Annotated in this window: 19 protein-coding genes, 1 tRNA gene and 3 rRNA genes; 7 read left to right on the top strand and 16 right to left on the bottom strand. The window is 45.3% G+C overall.

The features are described from left to right. Positions 1 to 56: 56 nt before the first annotated feature. The 3 genes from gpsA to JEZ96_RS19245 all read right to left on the bottom strand — a co-directional run bounded on the left by gpsA (position 57) and on the right by JEZ96_RS19245 (position 2,256). Positions 57 to 1,073, bottom strand: a complete 1,017-nt coding sequence (gene gpsA / locus JEZ96_RS19235; protein ID WP_011791258.1) for an NAD(P)H-dependent glycerol-3-phosphate dehydrogenase — start codon at positions 1,071 to 1,073, stop codon at positions 57 to 59. 4 nt (positions 1,074 to 1,077) lie between these two features. Then, positions 1,078 to 1,563: a protein-export chaperone SecB gene (secB, locus tag JEZ96_RS19240; protein ID WP_011791259.1), complete on the bottom strand. Its 486-nt coding sequence runs from the start codon at positions 1,561 to 1,563 to the stop codon at positions 1,078 to 1,080. A 258-nt stretch (positions 1,564 to 1,821) separates the two neighbouring features. Continuing rightward, positions 1,822 to 2,256, bottom strand: coding sequence for a rhodanese-like domain-containing protein (locus JEZ96_RS19245; protein ID WP_011791260.1), 435 nt, complete (start codon positions 2,254 to 2,256; stop codon positions 1,822 to 1,824). Positions 2,257 to 2,522: 266 nt separating this feature from the next. Here JEZ96_RS19245 and gpmM point away from each other — a divergent pair, with 266 nt between their 5' ends. Genes gpmM through JEZ96_RS19265 form a run of 4 tightly spaced genes read left to right on the top strand, consistent with a single transcriptional unit; the run spans position 2,523 to position 7,202 of the window. Continuing rightward, the gene (gene gpmM / locus JEZ96_RS19250; protein ID WP_061783420.1) at positions 2,523 to 4,067 is read left to right on the top strand and encodes a 2,3-bisphosphoglycerate-independent phosphoglycerate mutase; all 1,545 of its coding nucleotides are present in this window, start codon (positions 2,523 to 2,525) and stop codon (positions 4,065 to 4,067) included. Positions 4,068 to 4,077: 10 nt separating this feature from the next. Beyond that, entirely contained in the window at positions 4,078 to 5,211 is a 1,134-nt protein-coding gene (locus JEZ96_RS19255; RefSeq protein WP_011791262.1) for a murein hydrolase activator EnvC family protein, read from the top strand. Between the two features lie 29 nt (positions 5,212 to 5,240). Next, on the top strand, positions 5,241 to 6,449 hold the full coding sequence (locus JEZ96_RS19260) for a S41 family peptidase (RefSeq protein WP_011791263.1): 1,209 nt from the start codon (positions 5,241 to 5,243) through the stop codon (positions 6,447 to 6,449). 9 nt (positions 6,450 to 6,458) lie between these two features. After that, positions 6,459 to 7,202 (top strand): divergent polysaccharide deacetylase family protein, encoded by a 744-nt coding sequence (locus JEZ96_RS19265; RefSeq protein WP_061783419.1) that lies wholly within the window; start codon positions 6,459 to 6,461, stop codon positions 7,200 to 7,202. Here JEZ96_RS19265 and JEZ96_RS19270 read toward each other — a convergent pair. From JEZ96_RS19270 to ccoG, 7 genes are all read right to left on the bottom strand, one after another. Then, a complete protein-coding gene (locus JEZ96_RS19270) occupies positions 7,188 to 7,643 on the bottom strand; it encodes an Rrf2 family transcriptional regulator (protein WP_011791265.1) in 456 nt (151 codons plus the stop codon). The two genes, JEZ96_RS19265 and JEZ96_RS19270, sit on opposite strands and share 15 nt — an antisense overlap. A gap of 22 nt (positions 7,644 to 7,665) precedes the next feature. Beyond that, positions 7,666 to 7,920: a YkgJ family cysteine cluster protein gene (locus JEZ96_RS19275; protein ID WP_011791266.1), complete on the bottom strand. Its 255-nt coding sequence runs from the start codon at positions 7,918 to 7,920 to the stop codon at positions 7,666 to 7,668. 229 nt (positions 7,921 to 8,149) lie between these two features. Then, positions 8,150 to 8,226, bottom strand: a tRNA-Asp gene (locus JEZ96_RS19280). 36 nt (positions 8,227 to 8,262) lie between these two features. Then, positions 8,263 to 8,378, bottom strand: a 5S ribosomal RNA gene (gene rrf, locus JEZ96_RS19285). Positions 8,379 to 8,555: 177 nt separating this feature from the next. Then, a 23S ribosomal RNA gene (locus tag JEZ96_RS19290) occupies positions 8,556 to 11,448 on the bottom strand. A 477-nt stretch (positions 11,449 to 11,925) separates the two neighbouring features. After that, positions 11,926 to 13,468, bottom strand: a 16S ribosomal RNA gene (locus tag JEZ96_RS19295). The 16S, 23S and 5S rRNA genes sit together here with 1 tRNA gene alongside, the layout of an rRNA operon. A 608-nt stretch (positions 13,469 to 14,076) precedes the next feature. Then, positions 14,077 to 15,504 (bottom strand): cytochrome c oxidase accessory protein CcoG, encoded by a 1,428-nt coding sequence (gene ccoG, locus JEZ96_RS19300; RefSeq protein WP_061783396.1) that lies wholly within the window; start codon positions 15,502 to 15,504, stop codon positions 14,077 to 14,079. A gap of 91 nt (positions 15,505 to 15,595) precedes the next feature. Here ccoG and JEZ96_RS19305 point away from each other — a divergent pair, with 91 nt between their 5' ends. The 3 genes from JEZ96_RS19305 (at position 15,596) to JEZ96_RS19315 (ending at position 17,354) form a co-directional block, all read left to right on the top strand. Next, positions 15,596 to 15,946: a hypothetical protein gene (locus JEZ96_RS19305; RefSeq protein WP_011791268.1), complete on the top strand. Its 351-nt coding sequence runs from the start codon at positions 15,596 to 15,598 to the stop codon at positions 15,944 to 15,946. 118 nt (positions 15,947 to 16,064) lie between these two features. Then, complete coding sequence (locus JEZ96_RS19310; protein WP_011791269.1) at positions 16,065 to 16,967, top strand: 1,4-dihydroxy-2-naphthoyl-CoA synthase; 903 nt, start codon at positions 16,065 to 16,067, stop codon at positions 16,965 to 16,967. Between the two features lie 183 nt (positions 16,968 to 17,150). Then, positions 17,151 to 17,354 carry a DUF2061 domain-containing protein gene (locus JEZ96_RS19315; protein WP_011791270.1) on the top strand — a complete coding sequence of 68 codons (204 nt, stop codon included), beginning with the start codon at positions 17,151 to 17,153 and terminating at the stop codon, positions 17,352 to 17,354. 108 nt (positions 17,355 to 17,462) lie between these two features. Here JEZ96_RS19315 and glmS read toward each other — a convergent pair whose 3' ends face one another. The 6 genes from glmS to atpD all read right to left on the bottom strand — a co-directional run bounded on the left by glmS (position 17,463) and on the right by atpD (position 26,109). Then, positions 17,463 to 19,292 (bottom strand): glutamine--fructose-6-phosphate transaminase (isomerizing), encoded by a 1,830-nt coding sequence (gene glmS, locus JEZ96_RS19320; RefSeq protein WP_025008541.1) that lies wholly within the window; start codon positions 19,290 to 19,292, stop codon positions 17,463 to 17,465. A gap of 44 nt (positions 19,293 to 19,336) precedes the next feature. Further along, positions 19,337 to 20,107, bottom strand: coding sequence for a DeoR/GlpR family DNA-binding transcription regulator (locus JEZ96_RS19325; RefSeq protein WP_011791272.1), 771 nt, complete (start codon positions 20,105 to 20,107; stop codon positions 19,337 to 19,339). A gap of 202 nt (positions 20,108 to 20,309) precedes the next feature. After that, on the bottom strand, positions 20,310 to 22,415 hold the full coding sequence (locus tag JEZ96_RS19330; protein WP_011791273.1) for a TonB-dependent receptor: 2,106 nt from the start codon (positions 22,413 to 22,415) through the stop codon (positions 20,310 to 20,312). Between the two features lie 276 nt (positions 22,416 to 22,691). Then, entirely contained in the window at positions 22,692 to 24,056 is a 1,365-nt protein-coding gene (glmU, locus tag JEZ96_RS19335) for a bifunctional UDP-N-acetylglucosamine diphosphorylase/glucosamine-1-phosphate N-acetyltransferase GlmU (protein ID WP_025008542.1), read from the bottom strand. 197 nt (positions 24,057 to 24,253) lie between these two features. After that, the gene (locus JEZ96_RS19340; RefSeq protein ID WP_198779831.1) at positions 24,254 to 24,682 is read right to left on the bottom strand and encodes a F0F1 ATP synthase subunit epsilon; all 429 of its coding nucleotides are present in this window, start codon (positions 24,680 to 24,682) and stop codon (positions 24,254 to 24,256) included. A 35-nt stretch (positions 24,683 to 24,717) separates the two neighbouring features. Next, positions 24,718 to 26,109, bottom strand: a complete 1,392-nt coding sequence (atpD, locus tag JEZ96_RS19345) for a F0F1 ATP synthase subunit beta (protein ID WP_025008543.1) — start codon at positions 26,107 to 26,109, stop codon at positions 24,718 to 24,720. Positions 26,110 to 26,127: the final 18 nt, after the last annotated feature.

Consider the following 26,127-nt stretch of genomic DNA (forward strand, 5'->3'; position numbering starts at 1 on the left):
AGGGCGCTATTTTAGCACCCTTTCGACGAACCGCTATTACCTCGTAATAAATACACTTACTGGGTTGGCGTTTCTGATTTTTTCTCTCTGCCGAGCAGTTCTTTTGCGGCATCAACCGGTGATTTACCTTGATACAAAACTTGGTAAATCTGCTCAGTGATCGGCATTTCAACACCAAGGCGTTTCGCCAGAGTAAACACTTCTTTAGTATTGCGATAACCTTCAACCACTTGGCCGATCTCAGCCTGTGCAGTCATCACATCACAGCCTTTACCTAAGGCTAAACCAAAGCGGCGGTTACGGGATTGGTTGTCGGTACAGGTCAACACTAAGTCGCCTAACCCAGCCATGCCCATAAAAGTAGCTGTACTGGCGCCAAGGGCTTCGCCTAAGCGCGTTAGTTCGACTAGACCACGGGTGATTAAGGCCGTTCTAGCATTAGCACCAAAGCCAATGCCGTCAGACATACCTGCACCAATGGCGATCACGTTCTTTACCGCGCCGCCAAGTTGCAACCCCGTAAAGTCATCATTGGCGTAAACCCGCAAGCGTTTTGGGCTGTGCAGCAATTCCACTAAATCTTCAGTAAACTGTGGACAGGTTCCTGCAACCGAAATCGCCGTAGGTAAACCCATAGCAAGTTCTTTAGCAAAGGTTGGCCCAGATAATACCGCTAGCGGATATTGTTCGCCCAATACATCACGGGCTACATCTTGCAGTAAACGTCCCGTTTCAGGCTCAAGTCCTTTAGTTGCCCACACGATACGCGCATCGCTACGCAATAACGGTTTCGCTTGCTCAAGCACAGTACCAAACACATGGCTTGGCACGACCACTAACACATTGTTACTGGCGGCTAAGGCTTTGGCTAAATCGGCTTCGATCTGTAAACAGTCTGGAAACGCAATATCAGGCAAAAAAGCTTGGTTGCACTTGTCTTGTGCGAGCGTTTGCATGTGGACAGGATCGTGTCCCCACAACAAGGTCTTATGACCATTGCTGGCTAAAGAAATGGCAAGGGCGGTGCCATATGAGCCCGCCCCTAATACCGTGATATCGGCAGAGTTTTTCATGTAATTAAGCGTTTGCTTCTTCGGCTGCGGGGGCAGTCGCAGCGGCTTGACGTTGTTGCACATATTGCGCGAACAAAGCATCAAAGTTTACAGGTGCAAGATTCAGTTGTGGGAAAGTACCACGACCTACTAAGCTGCCTACCGCTTCGCGAGCATATGGGAATAGAATGTTAGGGCAGTATGCACCTAAGGAGTGCGCCAATTGTGGCTCAGTTAAACCAGAAATAGAGAAGATACCCGCCTGTTGTACTTCACACAGGAATGCGGTTTCGCCGCCATTTTGTGCAGTTACAGTCAAAGACAGAACCACTTCATACACATCATCAGCTAATTTAGCACTGCGTGTATCTAAATCTAACTTCACTTCTGGATTCCATTCTTTTTGGAATACCGCTGGGCTGTTAGGTGTTTCAAAAGACACATCTTTCGTGTAAACACGTTGGATGTTGAATTGTGGGGCTTGTTGTTCGTTGTTTGCTACTTCAGCCATAATTTCCTACCTATCCTATCAATGTTATGCCAGCTTTTCGTTGAAGGCTGGCTTATATGTCTATTTAGCTCGGGCTTTGCGACTTAAGGCCAATCTTAGATCCCAGTGCCATCCCAATATTTAACCCTAAAGTGCATCTTTCAAAACTTAATTAAAGCCCTTAGCGACCACAGGATCAGTATGCCAAACAATGATGACTCCTATTGCTACCATGGCAAGATGGCCTTTGTAGCACAAATCATAACTGCCGCCGACAACTTATCTTTTGCTTTTTGAAACAGGCATATTAGCTGCCTGCCATTCACCCATACCACCTTTTAAGTTATACAGATTTTCAAAACCCTGTTTACTTAAAAGCTGAGCCGCTTGAGACGAGGTCATGCCAGCATTGCATACAAGTATAATGGGACTGGCTTTAAACTTTTCAAGTGCCGAAGTCTGATTATTTTTGATATCCGCGAGCGTAACGTTAAGTGCATCAACAATATGGCCCTTACGGAACTCATCGCTTGAACGCACATCAACCACTTTGGCATCCTGTCTGTTCACCATAATGGTTAACTCTTGATGACTAATATTTTTGATTTTCGAAAAGCTCGATTTGATGACACTTATCACGAGTACAACAAATAATCCCACCCAAGCAAGACTTAACATAGAGTGAGCTTTAAAAAATTCGATATATTCTTGCATGATTACAGCCCGTATAAATGGCGAAAATTCAATAAGGGCACAGAGTATACCCATTGCCTTGGCAGATTGCAGCAGTTTAGTCACAGTTAGAGAACACAGTTTGAACCTTGTAGCAAAGCGATTATCCGACCATTCGCCAATATTCTGCCTAATTAACGATTCGATGACCTTAATCTAGGTAAAGCGCTTTTTCGTACCCTGCTTACGTAGTAATATTTAACCAATTTCAGATTTCTACCGCTTCTTCAAAACTTAAAGGTATCACCATGACGATAACTAAACGTCCGATCGCGCTGTTGATCCTCGATGGCTGGGGCTACCGTGAAAACACGCACATGAACGCGATTTTTCACGCCAAAACACCAGTACTCGACCGACTCAACGCTCAATATCCCCACGGTTTGATTTCTGGCTCAGGCTTAGATGTAGGTTTGCCCGATGGTCAAATGGGCAACTCTGAAGTAGGCCATATCAATTTAGGCTCTGGCCGCATTGTCTATCAAGAGCTTACTCGCATCAGTAAAGCGATTAGCGACCATGAGTTTGAGACAAACCCAGCCCTGTGCGATGCCGTTGATTCGGCAATTAATGCTGGCGGCGCAGTACACATTATGGGCTTACTTTCTCCCGGTGGTGTACATAGCCATGAAGAGCATATCGAAGCCATGTGCCGCATGGCCGTTGCACGCGGTGCAACCAAGGTCTATTTACACGCGTTCTTAGATGGCCGTGACACACCACCCCGCAGCGCTAAAGCTAGCTTGAGTCATTTTGATGATCTGTTTACTACATTAGGCCATGGCCGTGTCGCATCAATCATAGGCCGTTACTTTGCAATGGACCGTGATAACCGTTGGGATCGTGTATCCCAAGCCTATGAGTTAATCACCCAAGGTAAGGCTAAATTCCAATACGATAACGCTGTGACGGCGTTAGAAGCCGCATATGCCCGTGATGAAAACGATGAGTTTGTGTCTTCATCGGCCATTACCGATGTCCATGGTAAAGTAGCAACACTACAGGATGGCGACGCACTAATATTTATGAACTTCCGCGCTGACCGCGCCCGCCAAATCACCCGTAGCTTTATTCACCCAGACTTCGATGGTTTCGAACGCGCAGTTGTGCCTAAAATGCACTTTGTCACCCTCACTGAGTACGCTGGCGACATAACGGCACCTATCGCTTATCCATCCGAAAACTTAGTGAATACTTTAGGTGAAGTACTGCAAAATCGTGGTCGTACTCAGCTACGGATCTCTGAAACAGAAAAGTATGCCCATGTCACTTTCTTCTTCAACGGCGGTAAAGAAGAACCATTTGAGGGCGAAGATCGCATCCTAATCAATTCACCTAAAGTGGCAACTTACGATCTACAACCAGAGATGAGTTCAACCGAGCTGACCGATAAGTTAGTTGCAGCAATTGAATCAACAAAATACGATGTGATCATCTGTAACTACCCCAATGGCGATATGGTTGGCCACACGGGTAACTTCGATGCCGCAGTCAAAGCCTGTGAAGCGGTTGATACTTGTATTGGCCGCGTTGTCGAAGCACTGGCTAAAGTGGGTGGTGAATGTATTATTACCGCCGACCACGGTAACGCAGAGCAAATGACTGACGAAACCACAGGTCAAGCCCATACTGCCCACACCAGTGAACTGGTGCCTTTTATCTTTGTTGGACGCGATGCGACTATAGATAAAGGTGGTAAACTCAGCGATGTCGCACCGACCATCTTGCAGTTAATTGGTGAAACTATTCCTGCAGAGATGACGGGCAAACCCTTAATCCACATTAAAGAGTAATTGTTACCTAGTGAGTACTCGACTCCTTGTGAAAGCCAGCATTATTGCTGGCTTTATGATGTTATCTTTCTCGGCCAACGCTTCTGACTTACAGAAGCGTCAGTCCGAGTTGAAATCAATCCAAGCGCAAATAAACCAACAACAAAGCGCACTAAAAAGCACCAGTAAACAACGAGAAAAATTACTTTCATTACTGCGAAGTGATGAAGAAGCCATTGCTGCCGCGGCAAAAAAAGTAAACAACACAAAAAATAGTTTAAAACAAATAGACAATAAACTCGCAGAGCTAAAACAACGCCAAGATGAGTTAGAAACACTGAAAATTAGCCAGCAAAAAACACTTTCAAAACAGCTTTCTAGCGCCTATTTAGCAGGCAATCACGATTACACCAAGATGATGCTAAATCAACAAAGTCCTGCCACTATTGAGCGAATGCTGGCTTATTATCAATACCTGAACAAAGCTCGAATGAAGTCGATAAACGAATTAAAACAGACTCTTACCGAACTTGATGACATCAAGGCTTCACAGATCAGTAAACAGCAGCAGCTCACTAAGTTGATAGCAGAGCAACAAGTTCAGTCTAAGCGCTTAAGCCAGGAACAAAGTCAGCGCCAACTCACCCTCAATGAATTGCAACGTACCCTCAACACTAAGGGCGCTGAACTTGAACAACTACAAATTGAGGAAGCCAGCTTAAAACGCGTGGTAGAACAAGCACTACGTGCCATGAAAGACAGTCCATCAATGGAAGGTTTTGGCAAACAGGGAGGTAAGCTGAAATGGCCGACCAAAGGCCGAGTCAGTGCCAGCTTTGGCAGCCCACGTTCAGGGCAAGTAGTGTGGAAAGGCACTATGCTATCGGCACCTGAAGGACAAAATATACATGCAATTTCAGGAGGAAAAGTCATCTATGCCGATTGGTTAAAGGGGTTTGGTATGGTGATGGTCATCGACCACGGTAAGGGCTATATGAGTCTTTACGGCCATGCACAAACACTACTAAAAAGCCCTGGTGACATGGTAAAAAGTGGCGACGCAATTGCTTTAGTCGGACGTTCGGGTGGACAAACCGAGCCTGGCCTATACTTTGAAATAAGGCATAAAGGGCAAGCCGTCGATCCAGCGAAATACTGTCGCTAACATGGCTGCCCTAACAATAGGGGGCGGCTATGAAACATGTGTTCCGCGACATTGGTTGTGTTGGATTAGGCCTAGTACTAGGCCTGTCTATTAGCCTATCCAGTAAAGAGAATACAAAATCTTCTTTAAATAATTTTGACTATCCATTGCTACAGGATGTTATTGAAACAGTTGAAACTTATTATGTTAAAACCGTTTCAAAGGAAGAATTGGTCCAAGCGGCCATCAAGGGAATTTTTGAACATTTAGATCCTTACTCTAGCTTTTTAAATCACCAAGAATTCCTCGATTTAAAAGATGCCAACCGAGGTGAGTACTTTGGTTTTGGGTTTGAAGTCGCCAGCAATAAAAATCAGATCAGTATCATAGCGCCCTTCGCTAATTCCCCCGCAGAAAAAGCGGGGATAAGAGCTGGGGACACTATTATCAAACTCAATAATACTCTATCAACTGAAGCGAATCTCTCCGATATTCTTGCAGAAATAAAACAGCACAGCCTACGTAATCAACCGATTGATTTAACACTAAAACATCTAAACGATAGTACAGAGTTTAAGGTTTCACTCAGACCTAGCATGATCACTATGCAATCTGTGAGTAGCACACTGCTAAAAGGCAATATTGGCTACATTAGACTCAGTAGCTTTCAAGAAAACTCCACCAAAGATGTGTTGCATTCACTAAGCCAATGGCAAAGCACAGAGTTGACAGGGCTTATTCTCGATTTGCGTAATAATCCCGGAGGGCTACTCGACCAAGCAATAAAAATTGCGGATATCTTCCTCGCTAAGGGCCGTATCGTCTCAACTTCTGGGCGATTTTTTGATGCGAATTCAGACTACTACGCTTCACCTCAAACAATGTTCAACAAAGTGCCAATATTAGTGTTGATCAACAAAGGTTCAGCCTCTGCAGCCGAAGTGCTTGCAGCCGCATTGCAAGAAAATGGTCGCGCTAAGCTATTAGGTGAAACCAGTTTTGGTAAAGGAACCGTCCAAAGTTTGATCCCAATACTAAACGATGGCAACGCTGTAAAACTGACAATAGCCCAATACAACACGCCAAAAGGTGGAAATATCCACGAGATTGGCATAGTACCAGATGTGAAAGTCAACCCCGAAACTAGCTCAAACAAAGAGAATATGGCTATAATCGACGCCAACTCAACTCCAAGCGATGTTGCCCATGACTATATAGTCAACTCTGCTATAGCTTGGATACAACACCATGACGAATAAGCAGAAACAGTGCGTTTATTTTATATCTTTATTGTCTTCATCTTATATGTTGCGCCATCTTACGCGACTAAAATTGCACTGATCATCGATGACATAGGCTATCGTCAAACAGATAAAGCAGTATTGTCACTGCCTCACACAGTAACTCTTTCAGTGTTACCTCATACGCCTCTAGGTGAAAATCTCGCAAAAGTGGGTCACAGTAAAGGGCATGAAATAATGCTGCATTTACCTATGCAAGCTATTAACGGTAAAGCATTAGGTCCCGGAGGCTTAACCAAGGGTATGGATGAAGCAGAGATCCGCGCTAACGTATCGAGTGCGATTGCAAATATCCCTTTTGCTAAGGGTGCAAATAACCATATGGGGAGTTTATTAACACAACTCGATTCACACATGCTTTGGGTTATGGAATGCCTAAAGCAGAATCAACTGTATTTTGTGGATAGTATGACTACACCATTTTCTAAAGCGGGAGAGAAAGCAGATCAATTAGGTATCCCAAGTTTGAAACGCCAACTCTTTCTCGATAACAACGTCAGTAAAAAAGCCCTTGAAAAGCAATTTAATCTCATGATTAGCAATGCACACATGCAAGGAAGCCTAGTGATAATAGCTCATCCGTATCCTGAAACCATTCGCTTCTTACAAGCGAATTTACCACTACTTGAAGCAGAAGGAATAGATCTGGTACCCGTATCAGATTTATTGCCTATTGATATAGCTCAGGAAAATAGACTAATCCAACTGTAAAACAGAAATAGACAAATCCGGCAGCAAAACTAACAGCTCATCACGATTACTGACTATATCTTGCAAACTATATTGATCGAGCACATTTAAATAAGCATCAACCGCATGCGCCAAGACGCCTTTAAGCTTACAGGCTGGTGTAAACCGGCAGTAAGGTTTACTACAGTCAATTGGTGCTAATGAATTTTCAAGAACTCGCACTAATTGGCCTAAGTTGATCTCGCAAGCTGGCTTGCCGAGACGAAAGCCACCCATTTTTCCTCGAATGGTTTCTAAATAGCCTAGCTTACCGAGATGATGCACAATTTTAGAAACATGATTAGGTGATAAATCAAATACCTGGGTAATTTCAGCAATTCTAAACAGCGTCGTCCTATCGGGCTGAACAGCCAAATACATAAGTGTACGAACGCCAAAATCGGTATAGCGTGTTAACTGCATAATTCACCTGTCAGCGATAAACCTAATGAGAAGTCTGAGATTCAAGGTTAGTGATCAACCAAAACGCCTCTTCATTTGTATTACCACATGCATCCAGGGATGCATCAAAATCACTACAAACGGCGGGACGAGCTGGCGAGCCGAAAATCAAACATAAATTATCATCACTGAGTTGAACACAGCGCTCTCCTGCAGCTTTGCCATTAGGCATACCCGGAATAACACTGCTAATTGAAGGTGCAATACAGCAAGCACCACAACCAAGACGACAATTCATTTTTGTTACTCATGAAAGACATAAGGGATTATACCGCTTAATTTGTCCGAGATAAGTGTTACAACTCAATACTGCCAAGTCGCGCACAAGAGCCATTCTATTAGTGAAAGAAACCATGTTAATAATTGGCTCAAATGGCTGACTACACAATCCTAGATAAAAAGATTGTAGAGTCATATTAGCAAAACGAAAAAAGCCTCATCTTTCGATGAGGCTTATCTCTTAATGTTGGCGGAGCGGACGGGACTCGAACCCGCGACCCCCGGCGTGACAGGCCGGTATTCTAACCAACTGAACTACCGCTCCTTTAGTCTAACGTTTGCACGTTAAGCTAAATTAGGCGCTTGGCGATGACCTACTCTCACATGGGGAGACCCCACACTACCATCGGCGCGATTGCGTTTCACTTCTGAGTTCGGGATGGGATCAGGTGGTTCCACAATGCTATTGTCACCAAGCATATTTGGTTTTAAACAAGACTCGAGAGCGCACTGCGTGCTGCTAGATTCTAGGAACTAAAACCTGCTCTTATCTTATTTAATAATTCGGAAAACTGATTGTTTTTTGAGTCCACACTTCATTAAGTGTTTATATTCTGTCTAAGCTCACTTTGCAGTAAAACCCATCTGGGTTGTATGGTTAAGCCTCTCGAGTCATTAGTACATGTTAGCTCAACGCCTCACAACGCTTACACACCATGCCTATCAACGTCCTAGTCTCGAACGGCTCTTTAGTGGACTTATAGTCCAAGGGATGACTCATCTTGGGGCTCGCTTCCCGCTTAGATGCTTTCAGCGGTTATCGATTCCGAACGTAGCTACCGGGCAATGCCATTGGCATGACAACCCGAACACCAGCGGTTCGTTCACTCCGGTCCTCTCGTACTAGGAGCAACTCCCCTCAATCATCCAACGCCCACGGCAGATAGGGACCGAACTGTCTCACGACGTTCTGAACCCAGCTCGCGTACCACTTTAAATGGCGAACAGCCATACCCTTGGGACCGACTTCAGCCCCAGGATGTGATGAGCCGACATCGAGGTGCCAAACACCGCCGTCGATATGAACTCTTGGGCGGTATCAGCCTGTTATCCCCGGAGTACCTTTTATCCGTTGAGCGATGGCCCTTCCATTCAGAACCACCGGATCACTATGACCTACTTTCGTACCTGCTCGACGTGTATGTCTCGCAGTTAAGCTGGCTTATGCCATTGCACTAACCGTACGATGTCCGACCGTACTTAGCCAACCTTCGTGCTCCTCCGTTACTCTTTGGGAGGAGACCGCCCCAGTCAAACTACCCACCAGGCACTGTCCCTAACCCCGATTAGGGGTCTAGGTTAGAACATCAAAACTACAAGGGTGGTATTTCAAGGACGACTCCATCAGGACTAGCGTCCCAACTTCATAGTCTCCCACCTATCCTACACATGTAGGTTCAATGTTCAGTGCCAAGCTATAGTAAAGGTTCACGGGGTCTTTCCGTCTAGCCGCGGGTATACGGCATCTTCACCGCAATTTCAACTTCACTGAGTCTCGGCTGGAGACAGCGTGGCCATCATTACGCCATTCGTGCAGGTCGGAACTTACCCGACAAGGAATTTCGCTACCTTAGGACCGTTATAGTTACGGCCGCCGTTTACCGGGGCTTCGATCATGAGCTTCTCTTGCGATAACCCAATCAATTAACCTTCCGGCACCGGGCAGGCGTCACACCGTATACTTCCTCTTGCGAGTTTGCACAGTGCTGTGTTTTTGATAAACAGTTGCAGCCACCTGGTATCTGCGACTCCCGTCAGCTTAGAGAGCAAGTCTCATCACCAACAGGAGCGTACCTTCTCCCGAAGTTACGGTACCATTTTGCCTAGTTCCTTCAGCCGAGTTCTCTCAAGCGCCTTGGTATTCTCTACCCGACCACCTGTGTCGGTTTGGGGTACGATTCCCGCTAACCTGAAGCTTAGAAGATTTTCCTGGAAGCATGGCATCAACTACTTCAGTCCCTTAGGACCTCGTCATCAGCTCTCAGTGTATAGCAACCCGGATTTGCCTAAGTCACCCACCTACCACCTTAAACGCGGACTACCAACGCCGCGCTAGCCTAGCCTTCTCCGTCTCTCCATCGCAGTTAGCGGAAGTACAGAAATATTAATCTGTTTCCCATCGATTACGCCTTTCGGCCTCACCTTAGGGGTCGACTCACCCTGCCCCGATTAACGTTGGACAGGAACCCTTGGTCTTTCGGCGAGGGGGTTTTTCACCCCCTTTATCGTTACTCATGTCAGCATTCGCACTTCTGATACCTCCAGCGTGGGTTACCCCTTCACCTTCAACGGCTTACAGAACGCTCCTCTACCGCGCAACCCTAATGGGCTGCACCCGTAGCTTCGGTGGTATGTTTAGCCCCGTTACATCTTCCGCGCAGGCCGACTCGACTAGTGAGCTATTACGCTTTCTTTAAATGATGGCTGCTTCTAAGCCAACATCCTAGCTGTCTAAGCCTTCCCACATCGTTTCCCACTTAACATACACTTTGGGACCTTAGCTGACGGTCTGGGTTGTTTCCCTTTTGACGACGGACGTTAGCACCCGCCGTCTGTCTCCCGAGTAGTACTCATTGGTATTCGGAGTTTGCAAAGGGTTGGTAAGTCGGGATGACCCCCTAGCCTTAACAGTGCTCTACCCCCAATGGTATTCGCTCGAGGCGCTACCTAAATAGCTTTCGAGGAGAACCAGATATCTCCCGGTTTGATTGGCCTTTCACCCCCAGCCACAAGTCATCCGCTAATTTTTCAACATTAGTCGGTTCGGTCCTCCAGTTGATGTTACTCAACCTTCAACCTGCCCATGGCTAGATCACCGGGTTTCGGGTCTACACCTTGCAACTAAACGCGCAGTTAACACTCGGTTTCCCTACGGCTCCGCTATTCGCTTAACCTCGCTACAAAATGTAAGTCGCTGACCCATTATACAAAAGGTACGCAGTCACGGTCTCAAGAACCGCTCCCACTGCTTGTACGTATACGGTTTCAGGTTCTATTTCACTCCCCTCACAGGGGTTCTTTTCGCCTTTCCCTCACGGTACTGGTTCACTATCGGTCAGTCAGGAGTATTTAGCCTTGGAGGATGGTCCCCCCATATTCAAACAGGATGTCACGTGTCCCGCCTTACTCGTTTTCATCTACGGTTAGTTTTCGTGTACGGGGCTATCACCCTGTGCCGCTGGACTTTCCAGACCATTCCACTAACACCCCATAGACTTAAGGGCTAATCCCCGTTCGCTCGCCGCTACTAGGGGAATCTCGGTTGATTTCTTTTCCTAAGGGTACTTAGATGTTTCAGTTCCCCTCGTTCGCCTCATGTAGCTATGTATTCACTACATGATGACCGCTTATGCGGCCGGGTTCCCCCATTCGGACATCGTTAGCTCAAATGCTTGTTACTAGCTCGCCAACGCTTTTCGCAAGTTACTACGTCCTTCATCGCCTCTGACTGCCAAGGCATCCACCGTATACGCTTAGTCGCTTAACCATACAACCCAGATAGGTTTCTTTTTCGCTTGCCACTCCTCTTGTTATGCGGCGTTGCAAGTCTCATTCCTCAATCATGTAGCGCTGCTACACTCATTCGTCATTCAACTTACGGCCTTGCCTAACAAGCGATTGGCTGCGCTTATCTTATCGAAATAAGAAAAAACACATATCGAATTGTATTGCGACCAGCTTGGTTTTACTTGTCTCACTTCTGACCAAAGAAGTGGACGCGCCTTAGACTTGAATATTCAAGACACTTAATAAAGTGTTTGAGAACTCAATGTTCAATGCTTTCGCATTAAACTTTTTGTAATTAATCACATGACAGACTCATGCCATTAATTACTATCAGCTTTCCAAATTGTTAAAGAACTACATCGACCTGCTAGAGGGATGTTTCGCTCTACCCGTCCTAAGACAGGATAAACAAGCAATCTGTGTGAACACTCAGCAAACATTAAGTTAGTCGTATAGGTAAGGAGGTGATCCAGCCCCAGGTTCCCCTAGGGCTACCTTGTTACGACTTCACCCCAGTCATGAACCACAAAGTGGTGAGCGCCCCCCCGAAGGTTAAGCTACCCACTTCTTTTGCAGCCCACTCCCATGGTGTGACGGGCGGTGTGTACAAGGCCCGGGAACGTATTCACCGTGGCATTCTGATCCACGATTACTAGCGATTCCGACTTCATGGAGTCGAGTTGCAGACTCCAATCCGGACTACGACGAGCTTTGTGAGATTAGCTCCACCTCGCGGCTTTGCAACCCTCTGTACTCGCCATTGTAGCACGTGTGTAGCCCTACTCGTAAGGGCCATGATGACTTGACGTCGTCCCCACCTTCCTCCGGTTTATCACCGGCAGTCTCCCTAGAGTTCCCACCATTACGTGCTGGCAAATAAGGATAGGGGTTGCGCTCGTTGCGGGACTTAACCCAACATTTCACAACACGAGCTGACGACAGCCATGCAGCACCTGTCTCACAGTTCCCGAAGGCACCAATCCATCTCTGGAAAGTTCTGTGGATGTCAAGAGTAGGTAAGGTTCTTCGCGTTGCATCGAATTAAACCACATGCTCCACCGCTTGTGCGGGCCCCCGTCAATTCATTTGAGTTTTAACCTTGCGGCCGTACTCCCCAGGCGGTCTACTTAATGCGTTAGCTTGAGAGCCCAGTGTTCAAGACACCAAACTCCGAGTAGACATCGTTTACGGCGTGGACTACCAGGGTATCTAATCCTGTTTGCTCCCCACGCTTTCGTGCATGAGCGTCAGTCTTTGTCCAGGGGGCCGCCTTCGCCACCGGTATTCCTCCAGATCTCTACGCATTTCACCGCTACACCTGGAATTCTACCCCCCTCTACAAGACTCTAGTTCGCCAGTTCGAAATGCTATTCCTAGGTTGAGCCCAGGGCTTTCACATCTCGCTTAACAAACCGCCTGCGCACGCTTTACGCCCAGTAATTCCGATTAACGCTCGGACCCTCCGTATTACCGCGGCTGCTGGCACGGAGTTAGCCGGTCCTTCTTCTGTAGGTAACGTCACAGATATAGCGTATTAAACTACACCCTTTCCTCCCTACTGAAAGTGCTTTACAACCCGAAGGCCTTCTTCACACACGCGGCATGGCTGCATCAGGGTTTCCCCCATTGTGCAATATTCCCCACTGCTGCCTCCCGTAGGAGTCTGGGCCGTGTCTCAGTCCCAGTGTGGCTGATCATCCTCTCAGAACAGCTAGGGATCGTCGCCTTGGTGAGCCATTACCTCACCAACTAGCTAATCCCACCTAGGTTCATCCAATCGCGGAAGGCCCGAAGGTCCCCTCCTTTCCCCCGTAGGGCGTATGCGGTATTAGCAGTCGTTTCCAACTGTTATCCCCCTCGACTGGGCAGATCCCTAGGCATTACTCACCCGTCCGCCGCTCGCCACCTCAGAAGTAAACTCCCTTGTGCTGCCGCTCGACTTGCATGTGTTAGGCCTGCCGCCAGCGTTCAATCTGAGCCATGATCAAACTCTTCAATTAAAGTTTTGTTGCTTCCGTCTTACGACTTCAGCTGCTCAATGAATTCTGATTTTTTGTTTCTCGCACTCCTTATAAAAGAAGCACTGAAACAAACTGTACATATTGCTATGAACACTCATTGTTACATTGATTTAAATTTTTGACTGCCAACCCTAAGGTTAAGCAGTTTCGATTAACTCAACACCTGTGAGTGTCCACACAGATTTCTTGTTTTATCTTGTTAAAGAGCAACTCAACCTCATAAGAGAAGGCGAGTACCACACTGAGCGCCGAACGCTACCAGTTGGCTAGGGCTGCGTATTCTACGCATTTCCCGTTTCGCGTCAAGGAGTTTTTGCAAACTTTCTCAACACTCATCAATCAGTAAACTCATTGATGAACCGTCATATCAGGCTGCTTAACGCTGTCTGCCGTGTCAGTGGATGCGCATTATAGGGAGCGAAACTTTTTCTGCAAGTGCTTTTTAAAATAAAATGGCAACAAGGCATTTAGACGGCTATTTATCGAACGAAGCGAATAAAAAAGGGACTATAAAGTCCCTTTTTAAGGTTTATTTCCTGATGTAACGAAACTCAACTATCTAATACATCAAGAATGAACAATGGATACTAAGGGCTGAAGAAACGAGATTCTTGCTTAACTTCTACTTCTTCACCGTTAATATGCGTTTTCACTTTAATTTCAATATTCGTCACTGAACGAGCTAACTCTACTGGGTCGACTCCAACGCTAATAGGTAATGTAAATACCTCGCCCGCCGCAATGGTAACTGAGTTTGGGCCATACCATTTATAGTTGTTTAAGCCTTCGACACTCATAGTGTATTCGTGTGCTTCTTCCGTTTTGTTGAGGATCTTAAGGGTGAATGTATTTTCAATCAGCCCTTGGTTATTTTCTCTATATAACTGATTACGATCACGGATAATATCCATACGCACAGGCGCAATAGTTGCACTGGCGTAGATGAATACCAGTATCATAACCACCAGCACAACACCGTATCCGATTAACTTGGGCCTTAGCACTTTCTCTTTTATACCTTCAAGCTTGTTTTCCGTGGTGTAACTAATAAGCCCTAATGGATAACCCATACGCTCCATCGTTTGATCACAAGCATCGATACAAGCACCACAGTTAATACATTCATACTGTAAACCATTACGAATATCGATTCCTGTTGGGCACACCTGCACACAGAGATCGCAATCAATACAGTCGCCTAAGCCTATTTCTTTCGGATCGGCTTTACGTGAACGCGGGCCACGAGTTTCACCACGTTTAGTATCGTAACCAACAATAAATGTATTCTTATCAAACATAGCGGCTTGGAAACGAGCATATGGACACATGTGAATACACATGATTTCACGCATCCAGCCAGCATTCCCGTAGGTGGCAAGTGTAAAAAACACGACCCAGAAATAGATGCCACCAGAAGCATTAAGGGTAAATACGTCGAGATAAACCTCGCGGCTCGGTACAAAATAAGACACAAAGGTCATCGCAGTGACGAAAGAAAGCAGTATCCAAGCTGTATGTTTAGCCACTTTTCGCCAAATTTTATCGAAACTCCATGGCATTTGATCGAGCTTTATACGCTTATTACGCGCACCCTCGAGTTTTTCCTCAAACCAAATGAACATAAAAGTCCATACTGTCTGGGGGCATGTATAACCACACCAAACTCGGCCAAGGTAAGTTGTCACAAAGAAAAGAGCAAAAGCAGCTATCATAAAGAGGGCGGCGAGTAAGGTAAGATCCTGAGGCCAAATGGTTAAGCCGAATACGTGGAACTTTTGCTCACCTAAGTTAAACCATACGGCTTGGCGATTTCCCCACGGGATCCACGGGAGTATCAGGAAGAATAACATTGCAATCCACCCCATACGGCGGCGCAAAGAAGTCCACAATCCGTCGATGGCTCGGACATAAATCCGGTTGCGAGGGTTAAAGCGATCAGCTTTACTCGCATCTGGCTGGTGAATCTTAATTCGATTGGTTTTCGAATAGTCCTTGTTATTAGATTCTGTGCTCATCTTGACAGCCTTTTACTGCTTTAATATTGGACGAAAACGGGCTTATTATACCCATATAATTAATGGTTATTCACTTATGTTGGACTAAAAGATGAAAGGTTGGATCATACTCGCATTACTTGCAGGCGCATTATATTACCTCTACACAGAAACAGACAAATTAGATGCACCAATTGCAGAGGTACAAACGATAATTAAAGACGTGAAGAATAAAGCGCAATCCATCTCTGGGACACAAATCATTAAAATCGATCAACAATTAGCAAAAGCGAGAAAGGAAATCGTAGAGCGCTTATCGGCGCCAGAACTTGAAGAGTTTAACAAAATACCCTTCACCCCAGACGCCATAGCAGACTTTAAGAAAACCTACTGTGGTACAAAAGCACCAGAACATCCTGTTTTCAGCCGAGACAATCTGCTTTATATTTGCGATCATCTCTAATCACTTTCCTCGGGTTAAAAGGGAATTTTGCCATATAACACTAAGCTTTATGCTTAGTTGATTGACCTTATATGATTCCACCTAGCCTTTGAGACCCGACAGACATAGGCCAAGTACCATGACCCAACAAGTATCAGACATTTTTGATCCCACTTTATGGGATGAAGTCAGTGGATTTAATTTTGACGACATTACCTACCACAGAGCCAAAGCACACGGCACAGTGCGTATTGCTATCAATCGTCCCGAATGCCTTAATGCCTTTAGGCCCAAAACCGTCGATGAGCTTTACATTGCACTCGACCATGCACGTCAATGGTCTGATGTAGGTTGTGTATTACTCACAGGCAATGGTCCCTCAGCTAAAGGTCAATATTCCTTTTCTTCCGGTGGCGATCAACGTATTCGCGGCAAAGATGGCTATAAATATGAAGGCGCCGAAGAAGGTAAAGCCGATCAAGCCAGAATGGGCCGCTTACATATATTAGAAGTGCAACGCCTTATCCGCTTTATGCCTAAAGTGGTCATCGCCGTTGTGCCAGGTTGGGCGGTGGGTGGCGGCCATAGTTTACACGTAGTGTGCGACTTAACCTTAGCCTCGAAAGAACACGCAATATTTAAACAAACCGATCCCGATGTTGCGAGCTTCGACTCAGGTTATGGCAGTGCTTATCTCGCCAAGATGATCGGCCAAAAACGCGCCAGAGAAATCTTCTTCTGCGGTTTTAACTACAGTGCCGATGAAGCCTTTGCCATGGGGATGGTCAATAAGTCCGTCCCCCACGCCGAGCTAGAAACCGAAGCATTGATGTGGGCGAAAGAGATTAATTCTAAATCACCTACGGCTATGCGTATGCTTAAATACGGCTTTAACATGACCGATGATGGTATGGTTGGTCAGCAATTATTTGCCGGTGAAGCAACGCGTTTAGCCTATGCGAGCGCCGAAGCACAGGAAGGGCGTGATGCCTTCCTCGAAAAACGCGATCAAGATTTTTCAGCCTTCCCTTGGCACTACTAATTTTAGAATCGTATTAATTTACGTTTAAATGCTCAAAGCCCTCCATCGTGAGGGCTTTATGTTTTTTACAACGGATAAATAGATAAAACCGTTTAAACTAATCTGAAAACACAGCTTTTATTTTTAATGAGAATTGTTATCATCTAAATATTCCCGCTGGGAGCCTATTTAGAGGACAAGATCATGACTAAGACACTCACGTTTGCCGTACTGCATTTTAGCGTCGCTTTTACCGTAACCTATTTATTAACTGGCAGTGTGCTCGTCGGTGGCGCAGTGGCCTTAGTAGAACCCGCGGTTAACACTGTTGTATTTTACTTCCATGACAAAGTGTGGAAACGCATTGAGGCAAAAAAGCAGCACGAGCTAGAAACCATTCCAGCATAGCAAGCTAAGTCACCAGCATTTGCTATTACTGTAAGTTATCGTCATTTTGTCGTGAACTCTATATAAAAAAACCGCCAATAAAGGCGGTTTTCATTTAAATATCTCTATTTATTCTACTGTTACAGATTTTGCCAAGTTACGTGGTTGATCCACGTCGGTACCTTTGATTAATGCAACATGGTACGACAATAGCTGTAAAGGAATAGTGTAGATCAGTGGCGCCATAAAGATGTCACAGTGTGGCACAGGGATCACTTTCATCGTGTCATCCGACTCGAACTCGGCATCTACATCGGCAAACACATACATTAAGCCGCCACGGGCACGCACTTCTTCAACATTCGATTTCAGTTTTTCGAGCAATTCATTGTTTGGCGCAACGACAATCACTGGCATATCGGCATCGATAAGCGCTAGTGGGCCGTGTTTTAATTCGCCAGAGGCATAAGCTTCAGCATGAATATAAGAAATCTCTTTCAGCTTTAACGCGCCTTCCATCGCAATCGGATATTGATCGCCACGGCCAAGGAATAATGCATGGTGTTTATCGGCAAAATCTTCAGCCAGTTCAGCAATCGCAGCATCTAAACCTAAAGCTTGTTCCACTTTTGCTGGCATAGATTGTAGGCTTTGAGTAATTTGGGCCTGCATTTGATCAGACATGCCATTGTGACGACCGATCACCGCAGTCAACATTAATAAGCCAGCAAGCTGTACAGTGAAAGCTTTAGTCGATGCCACGCCAATCTCTGCGCCCGCTTTCATCATGTAAGCCATGTCAGATTCGCGAACCAATGATGAACCTGGCGCATTACAAATCGTCAATGTGGCTTTGTAACCCATTTCTTTCGCTAAGCGCATGGCCGCTAAGGTATCGGCGGTTTCACCCGATTGTGAAATCGTCACCAACAGGCTATTTGGGAATAAGTGCGACTTGCGATAACGGAATTCAGAGGCAATTTCGACGTTACAAGACACACCAGCCCAATCTTCTAACCAGTAACGAGCCGCCATGCCCGCATGGTAACTAGTACCACAGGCGATGATTTGCACATGTTTGATATCTTTTAAAAACTCAGCAGCGTTGTCACCAAAAGCCGTGTCTAGCACTTGCTTATTAGCAATACGACCTTCAATTGTGCGCGTCAGTGCCAATGGCTGCTCGTAAATTTCTTTAAGCATATAGTGGCGATATTCGCCTTTGTCACCGGCATCGTGGGTAATTTCAGATTCTTTGACTTCACGCTCAACGGCATTACCGTTTAGGTCGAAAATACTCACGCTGCGACGGGTCACTTCGGCCACATCACCTTCTTCTAGGAAAGCAAATGAACGAGTGACAGGTAATAAGGCGAGTTGATCTGAGGCGACAAAGTTTTCACCTAGACCAAAACCAATCACCAATGGACTACCAGAGCGAGCCACAACCATACGATCACTGTCACGACGATCGATTACCACTGTGCCATAGGCGCCTTCAAGTTGTTTCACTGTGGCTTGTACGGCACCAAGCAGAGTACTATGGGTTTTCAGCTCATGGTGCACTAAGTGACAAATCACTTCGGTGTCGGTATCTGAGCTAAAGTTGTAACCTAAACCTTTAAGCATTTCGCGCAGTTTATTGTGGTTTTCGATAATACCGTTGTGCACCACGGCAATATCACCTTCCGATAAATGCGGATGAGCATTACGCTCACTCGGCTCACCATGGGTCGCCCAGCGAGTGTGCGCAATACCAGTTCCGCCCACTAATGGATCCGTTTCAAGCGCAGCCGACAACTCTTGTACTTTACCCACGCGGCGCGTGCGACTCAGTTCACCATTGTGAATAACCGCAACACCTGCAGAGTCATATCCACGATATTCTAAACGGCGTAAGCCTTCTACCAGAATTTCAGCCACATCCCTTTGCGCCACGGCGCCTACGATTCCACACATAGTCTTTACCTATAAATTAAAATGAAGTTGTTAAGCTATTTTGTCTATTGAGCGTAGGGCGCTAGCATGACTCGCACGCCCTGATCTGAAATTTGTTTTAACGCACTCTCGTCGATACGTGAGTCGGTGACCAACACACTGACCTTGGCCCACGGTAACTCTAAGTTAGGGATCCGCTTGCCGATTTTGTCAGAATCGACCATAACGATCACTTCGCGGGAAACTTCGGCCATCACTTTACTTAGGCCTGTTAACTCGTTAAAGGTGGTGGTCCCGCGTTCAAGATCGATACCATCGGCACCAATAAACAGTTGGTCGAAGTTATAGGAACGCAGCACTTGCTCGGCGACTTGGCCTTGAAAGGATTCAGAATGCGGGTCCCAAGTCCCACCGGTCATCAATAAAGTTGGCTCGTTTTCGAGTTCATGGATGGCATTGGCAAGGTGCAGCGCATTCGTCATGACCACCAGCCCACGCTTATCGTTCAACTGTTCAATCAAACCTGACGTCGTAGTGCCACTATCTATAATGATGCGATTGTGATCTTTAATCAGCTGCGCGGCAGTTTTCGCAATAGAAAGTTTATTAGGCGCGATCTTGGCAGAGAACTGTTGAGTGACTTCGTCTGGAATCGCCACGGCGCCACCGTAACGGCGCAATAATAAACCCGTTTTCTCAAGCGCGGCGAGATCCTTACGAATCGTCACTTCTGAGGTTTCAAAACGTAACGACAGTTCATCAACGCTCACTTCACCCTGTTCGTTCAATATGGTGATTATGCTGTGGCGACGCTGCTGTGTGTTTCGTTTATTCATAAAACCTTTCAGTTAAGTTTCGATTCGAAAGGTGCATTATAGTGAAACGAAACTTTTTTGCTAGTCATACGAAGCACTCTTTCGCATGATCACGAGTCATTTTAATTAATTTAAAATTGTGAACTTAAAAACCAACCAATAAAAAAGCAGTTTATCCTTTAGGGATAAACTGCTTTAAATAGATTAAAAATCCTAATAAGTATTAGAACTTAGCTTCAACAGCAACACTGAAGTTACGGTCTTGGCCGATAGTGACCATTCTATCACTGCCACCGTCTAGGTACTCAGTATCAAAGAGGTTTCTGACGTTGGCGCGAAGGCTCACATCTTTACCCATGATATCCATAGTGTAGGCCGCACCGATATCAAAACGTACATAGCCATCTTTGGTGATAGTATTTACATCATCAGCAAAACGCTCTCCGACATAGATAGCACCAAAGTTCATCGCAAAGTTGTCTGTCACTTCATAGCGAGTCCAAATATTGGCTGACCACTCAGGAGCATCAATAGGGGTTTTACCATCTAAGCTCTTGCCACCGATTTTGCCTGCACCAGTATTATATTCCGCATCTAAATACATCATAGATGAAGTCACAAACCAGCTATCACCTAACTGACCTTGGGCACCAATTTCAAAGCCACGGTGATGTTGCTCACCACCTTGGGTTGTCATTGTTTTTTTACTCGGTATAGGGCTGTCAAGTTCAATGACAACGTTTGAAACCGTAATATCAAACACAGCAGCAGTTAATAGTAAGCTATCATTAAATAACTCCCACTTAGTCCCTAATTCATATTGAGTTCCATACTCAGGCTTAAGGTTATCGCCTTCATTAACATCTTCAGAACTGGTGACAGAACCTTTTGGTGCGAAGCTTTTTGAATAGTTAACGTAAATACTACCATTGCTCATTGGTGAGTAGATCACCCCAAACTTAGGCGATACAGCATAACTGTTGCCGCCTACACCATCTTTCTTCTGCTCGTCATAACGCACACCAGCAAGCAATTTCCATTGTTCATTTAAGGTCATTAAATCCTGCAGATAGAAACCGTAATATTTGTATTCACTTGGAATACTCAAGTTTCCTTGATGGTAATCAAGCTCTGGCTTAATCACCACTTGCCCAGGAATAACGGTTTGTGCTGTACCACGCTTAATTTGCTGTTGGTAGAAATAGTCTAAGTAGTTAGCACCAATAAGGAATTGATGCTCCATACCTGCTAAAGAAAACTCACCTGTAAAGTCCACAAAAGCCGTTTTATGTTGCCAATCATCGTAACGATCAAATGGGCTGATCCGATAACCATTTGTGAAAGGATCTGCCGTATAAACAGGCGCAGAATCGAAACGTTGACGGTCAAATTGTTGATCGTTATAACCTACTTTAACTTTCCAATCGTCAGTCATTTGCCAAGTAATATCGGCACCTAAATTTGAAATCGTATTATCAGTAAAGGCCCATGGCGCATCCCAAACGGTTTTACGTCCACCTATCACATTACCTTGAGCATCTAGCCAACCACCAGCATCAATACCCGCTTTATCTTGGGTATGATCGTATTTAACCGACAGAGTAACATCGTCGCTGACATCAAACTCTAGGTTTAGGTAACCTAACCAACGGTCACGCTCTTGGTTTTCTTCAGTGGTCGAATACTCACGCCAGTATTTAGTGTCTTGTTTCACTAACACACCACGGTAACGAATACTTTGAGCATCATTTAAGCTGCCACCAGCGTCTAATTGTGCGCGGGTTGAGCCGTAGCCATCGGTATCAAAACCAAGATCCAACATGGAGTCATAGGTAGGCTTTTTAGTGACCATATTCACTAAACCACCAGGACCAGACTGACCATAAAGCATGCTAGAAGGGCCTTTTAACACCTCAACTTGCTGTAGGGTTTCAATAGGTTGTACATAGTGAGACCACTGCTGATGGCCATTGATAAGATAACCATTACCGGAATCAATCTCGAAACCACGGATACTAAAGACTTGGCGGTTCCAACGCGTTGTACCAGCAGTTACGCTTGAGTCGTTGACTAAGACTTCAGCGAGGTTAGTGGCTAACTGTTCATCTGTAACAAAATCGGGGATAACATTAACGGACTGTGGAGTATCCATTAAGTTGATATCACCACGCATAGCACCCGATGCAGAACCCACTTTATAGTCGTTAAAAGTACGGCCAGTGACTTTAATACGTTCAATATTGGCATCTGTTGCATCATCAGCTAAAACAGGCATAGCCATTAATGCTGCGCCAACAGCAAGACCTACGATTGAATATTTAAATACCATTGCCAACACCTCGAATAAATCTTTAGTCTTAGAATTGCTGGCAATATAAATGAGAAGTGTTTTTATTTTATCTTCTTTACATGAATTTACAATTGAGTGTGATACCGATCAAATTAGCTTAAAAACCAACAAGTTGCACATAGCATACAAATGTTAATTAAACCTTAATTATTAAGCATTTCTTAATAAAAAGGTTTTTAATGCTTAATCTTGAATATCTGTAAAGACAAAAGCGGCACAGAGCCGCTTTTAGTTTTTAATGTTACGAAGTTAGATTCACTTTTTTATTTTAACGGGGCGCTTCCAATCCAAGAGATGCTTTTGTTTTACACGAGTGATCACTAACTCATTCTCACCCACATCACGGGTAATCGTTGAACCGGCCCCTAAAGTAGCACCTTTACCGATAGTCACAGGTGCCACCAACTGAGTATCACTGCCGACAAAGACATTATCTTCAATCACGGTTAAATGCTTATTAGCGCCATCATAGTTACAGGTAATAGTACCAGCGCCAATATTAACGCCATCACCAATAATAGCATCACCTAAATAGGCTAAGTGCCCAGCTTTAGAACCTACACCAATAATCGCTTTTTTGACTTCAACAAAGTTGCCGATATGGGCATCTTGCTTAAGTTCTGCTCCCGGGCGTAAACGGGCAAATGGGCCAGCACTGGCAGCAACACCCAGTTTAGCCCCTTCGATAATAGAGTAAGGCTTAATCTCGGCGCCATCGGCAATCTCACAATCAATCAATATTGCACCAGCGCCAATAGTGACGTTACTACCAAGAATAACTTTGCCTTCGAATATCACGTTAATATCGATCATTACATCCATACCGACGGTGACTTCACCGCGGATATCAATGCGATGTGGATCGCGAAGGTTCGCCCCCGCCAACATCAGTTTTTCGGCTTCACGAGCTTGGTAAGCACGTTCAAGTTGCGCTAATTGCACGCGATTATTGGCGCCTTCCACTTCAATGGCCGATTGTGGCTGAGCAGTATCAATAGCAACGCCATCAGCGTGCGCCATAGCAATAATATCCGTTAGATAGTATTCGCCTTGAGCATTATTGTTCGATAAACGGCTCAACCAAGTTTTAAGTTGTTTACCTGGAACTGCCATGATGCCAGTATTGATTTCGTTGATCAGCAACTGCTCTGGGTTAGCATCTTTTTGCTCAATAATACCTACCACTTTTCCTTGCTCACGAACAATACGACCATAACCTGTTGGATTAGCAAGGTTAACTGTCAAAATAGCAACACCATTTTCAGGACGAGCGGCGAGTAATGCTTCAAGAGTCGATGCTTGGATCAACGGCACATCACCGTAAAGAATCAGTACAGTATCGTTGTCGGCGATATATGGACTAGCCTGTGCAACCGCATGACCTGTACCCAATTGCTCAGCTTGTAATACCCAATTAAGTTGTTGTTCACCTAAGCTGGCTTGTAGTTTGTCGGCACCGTAGCCGTACACCAATTGAATCGCATCACTGCCAATGCTATGTGCTGTATCAATCACATGCTGTACCATGCTTTTATGGGCTATAGGATGTAATACTTTAGGAAGATCTGAGCGCATCCGAGTTCCTTTACCTGCCGCTAAGATCACTACATTTAATGCCATTGCCATATCCTTGAACAAATTCCAAGAGGGTGAAAAAATTACCGTCGATTTTGTGGCGCAATTTTAGCGGAAAGCCCATCGAAAAGCGAAGCGGATAGCGATGCTAATCAATCAAAGACATACACAAATGCCAATCTATCCCGATTTTAGAAACAAAAAGGCGACCCTATGGTCGCCTTTTTTCATAAACAATAACCTTATCTGGCAATGTTTTTCTTGATGGTTTCAACAACACGTAATTGAGCCATTGCTTTCGCTAACTCAACCATAGCTGCACCATAATCAAAATCAGCACCTGCATCGGCCATATGGGCTTCTGCACGGCGTTTTGCTTCTAATGCTGCCTGCTCATCAATTTCATCGGCACGCATTACGACATCCGCGAGAACGGCAATAGAATTGGGCTGCACTTCCAGAAAACCGCCTGAAAGATAAATAACCTCTTCACTGCCATCTTGCTTGATGATGCGCGCCATGCCAGGTTTGATAGTGGTCAGCAGAGGGGCGTGACCAGGTAAAATACCTAATTCCCCTTCAACACCAGTCACTTGTAGACATGCTACTCGACCTTTAAAAATGCTGTTTTCTGCACTTACAATATCAAGATGTACTGTCATGGCTGCCATCCGGTTCTCCTTAAAAAACTAAGTAAAATACTTAGTTATTTCTTTTTGTTGGCTTTTTCGATGACTTCATCGATAGAACCAACCATATAGAACGCTTGTTCTGGCAGATGATCAAACTCACCATTCAGAATACCCTTAAAGCCACGGATAGTGTTTTTAAGAGAAACGTACTTACCAGGAGAACCTGTAAAGACTTCTGCTACGAAGAAAGGCTGAGACAAGAAACGCTCAATCTTACGAGCACGGAATACAGTGGTCTTGTCATCATCTGACAATTCATCCATACCCAAAATCGCAATAATGTCTTTCAGCTCTTTGTAACGTTGCAATACCGTTTGTACACCGTTAGCAACATCATAATGCTCTTGGCCAACAACCAATGGATCTAATTGACGTGAAGTCGAATCCAATGGGTCAACCGCTGGGTAAATACCCAGAGAAGCAATTTGACGAGACAGTACAACAGTCGCATCTAAGTGAGCGAAGGTTGTTGCTGGTGATGGGTCAGTCAAGTCATCCGCTGGTACGTATACCGCTTGTACAGAGGTAATAGAACCCGTCTTAGTTGAAGTAATACGCTCTTGCAGAACGCCCATTTCTTCAGCCAATGTTGGTTGATAACCTACCGCAGAAGGCATACGGCCTAACAGTGCAGATACTTCAGTACCGGCTAAGGTATAACGGTAGATGTTGTCAACGAACAACAATACGTCACGACCTTCGTCACGGAACTTCTCAGCCATTGTCAGACCTGACAGTGCTACGCGTAAACGGTTTCCTGGTGGCTCGTTCATCTGACCATAAACCATGGCCACTTTGTCGAGAACGCCAGAATCTTTCATCTCGTAGTAGAAGTCGTTACCTTCACGAGTACGTTCACCCACACCGGCGAACACCGAAAGACCCGAGTGAGCTTTAGCGATGTTGTTAATCAGTTCCATCATGTTAACTGTTTTACCAACACCCGCACCACCGAACAGACCTACTTTACCACCCTTAGCGAATGGACAAACAAGGTCAATAACCTTGATACCTGTCTCTAACAGTTCAGTAGTGTTCGATTGATCTTCATATGAAGGTGCTGCACGGTGAATAACATAACGCTCTTCTTCACCGATTGGACCCGCTTCATCAATAGGCTCACCTAATACGTTCATGATACGGCCAAGCGTGGCGGTACCAACAGGAACAGAAATAGGTGAACCTGAGTTAACAACCTCAAGACCACGACGCAGACCATCAGAAGAACCCATAGCGATAGTACGAACTACACCACCGCCTAGCTGTTGCTGAACTTCCAGCACCAAACCATTACAGGCGCCTTCACCTGTGATCTTCAGAGCGTCATATACCTGAGGTACGGCATCTTGCGGAAACTCTACGTCCACAACCGCGCCAATTACTTGGACAACAGTACCTGTGCTCATGATAAATCCTCTAAAACT

The sequence above is a fragment of the Shewanella putrefaciens genome (genome assembly GCF_016406325.1).
In the GTDB taxonomy this organism is placed as follows: Bacteria; Pseudomonadota; Gammaproteobacteria; order Enterobacterales; family Shewanellaceae; genus Shewanella; species Shewanella putrefaciens.

Bases quoted from the DNA above. Each gene is read 5' to 3' on its own strand.
- atpD (WP_025008543.1), bottom strand. From the start codon at position 26,109: ATGAGCACAGGTACTGTTGTCCAAGTAATTGGCGCGGTTGTGGACGTA.
- gpmM (WP_061783420.1), top strand. From the start codon at position 2,523: ATGACGATAACTAAACGTCCGATCGCGCTGTTGATCCTCGATGGCTGG.
- JEZ96_RS19275 (WP_011791266.1), bottom strand. From the start codon at position 7,920: ATGAATTGTCGTCTTGGTTGTGGTGCTTGCTGTATTGCACCTTCAATT.
- secB (WP_011791259.1), bottom strand. From the start codon at position 1,563: ATGGCTGAAGTAGCAAACAACGAACAACAAGCCCCACAATTCAACATC.
- JEZ96_RS19260 (WP_011791263.1), top strand. From the start codon at position 5,241: ATGAAACATGTGTTCCGCGACATTGGTTGTGTTGGATTAGGCCTAGTA.
- glmU (WP_025008542.1), bottom strand. From the start codon at position 24,056: ATGGCATTAAATGTAGTGATCTTAGCGGCAGGTAAAGGAACTCGGATG.
- JEZ96_RS19330 (WP_011791273.1), bottom strand. From the start codon at position 22,415: ATGGTATTTAAATATTCAATCGTAGGTCTTGCTGTTGGCGCAGCATTA.
- JEZ96_RS19315 (WP_011791270.1), top strand. From the start codon at position 17,151: ATGACTAAGACACTCACGTTTGCCGTACTGCATTTTAGCGTCGCTTTT.
- JEZ96_RS19305 (WP_011791268.1), top strand. From the start codon at position 15,596: ATGAAAGGTTGGATCATACTCGCATTACTTGCAGGCGCATTATATTAC.
- ccoG (WP_061783396.1), bottom strand. From the start codon at position 15,504: ATGAGCACAGAATCTAATAACAAGGACTATTCGAAAACCAATCGAATT.
- gpsA (WP_011791258.1), bottom strand. From the start codon at position 1,073: ATGAAAAACTCTGCCGATATCACGGTATTAGGGGCGGGCTCATATGGC.
- JEZ96_RS19340 (WP_198779831.1), bottom strand. From the start codon at position 24,682: ATGGCAGCCATGACAGTACATCTTGATATTGTAAGTGCAGAAAACAGC.
- JEZ96_RS19270 (WP_011791265.1), bottom strand. From the start codon at position 7,643: ATGCAGTTAACACGCTATACCGATTTTGGCGTTCGTACACTTATGTAT.
- JEZ96_RS19310 (WP_011791269.1), top strand. From the start codon at position 16,065: ATGACCCAACAAGTATCAGACATTTTTGATCCCACTTTATGGGATGAA.
- glmS (WP_025008541.1), bottom strand. From the start codon at position 19,292: ATGTGTGGAATCGTAGGCGCCGTGGCGCAAAGGGATGTGGCTGAAATT.
- JEZ96_RS19325 (WP_011791272.1), bottom strand. From the start codon at position 20,107: ATGAATAAACGAAACACACAGCAGCGTCGCCACAGCATAATCACCATA.
- JEZ96_RS19245 (WP_011791260.1), bottom strand. From the start codon at position 2,256: ATGCAAGAATATATCGAATTTTTTAAAGCTCACTCTATGTTAAGTCTT.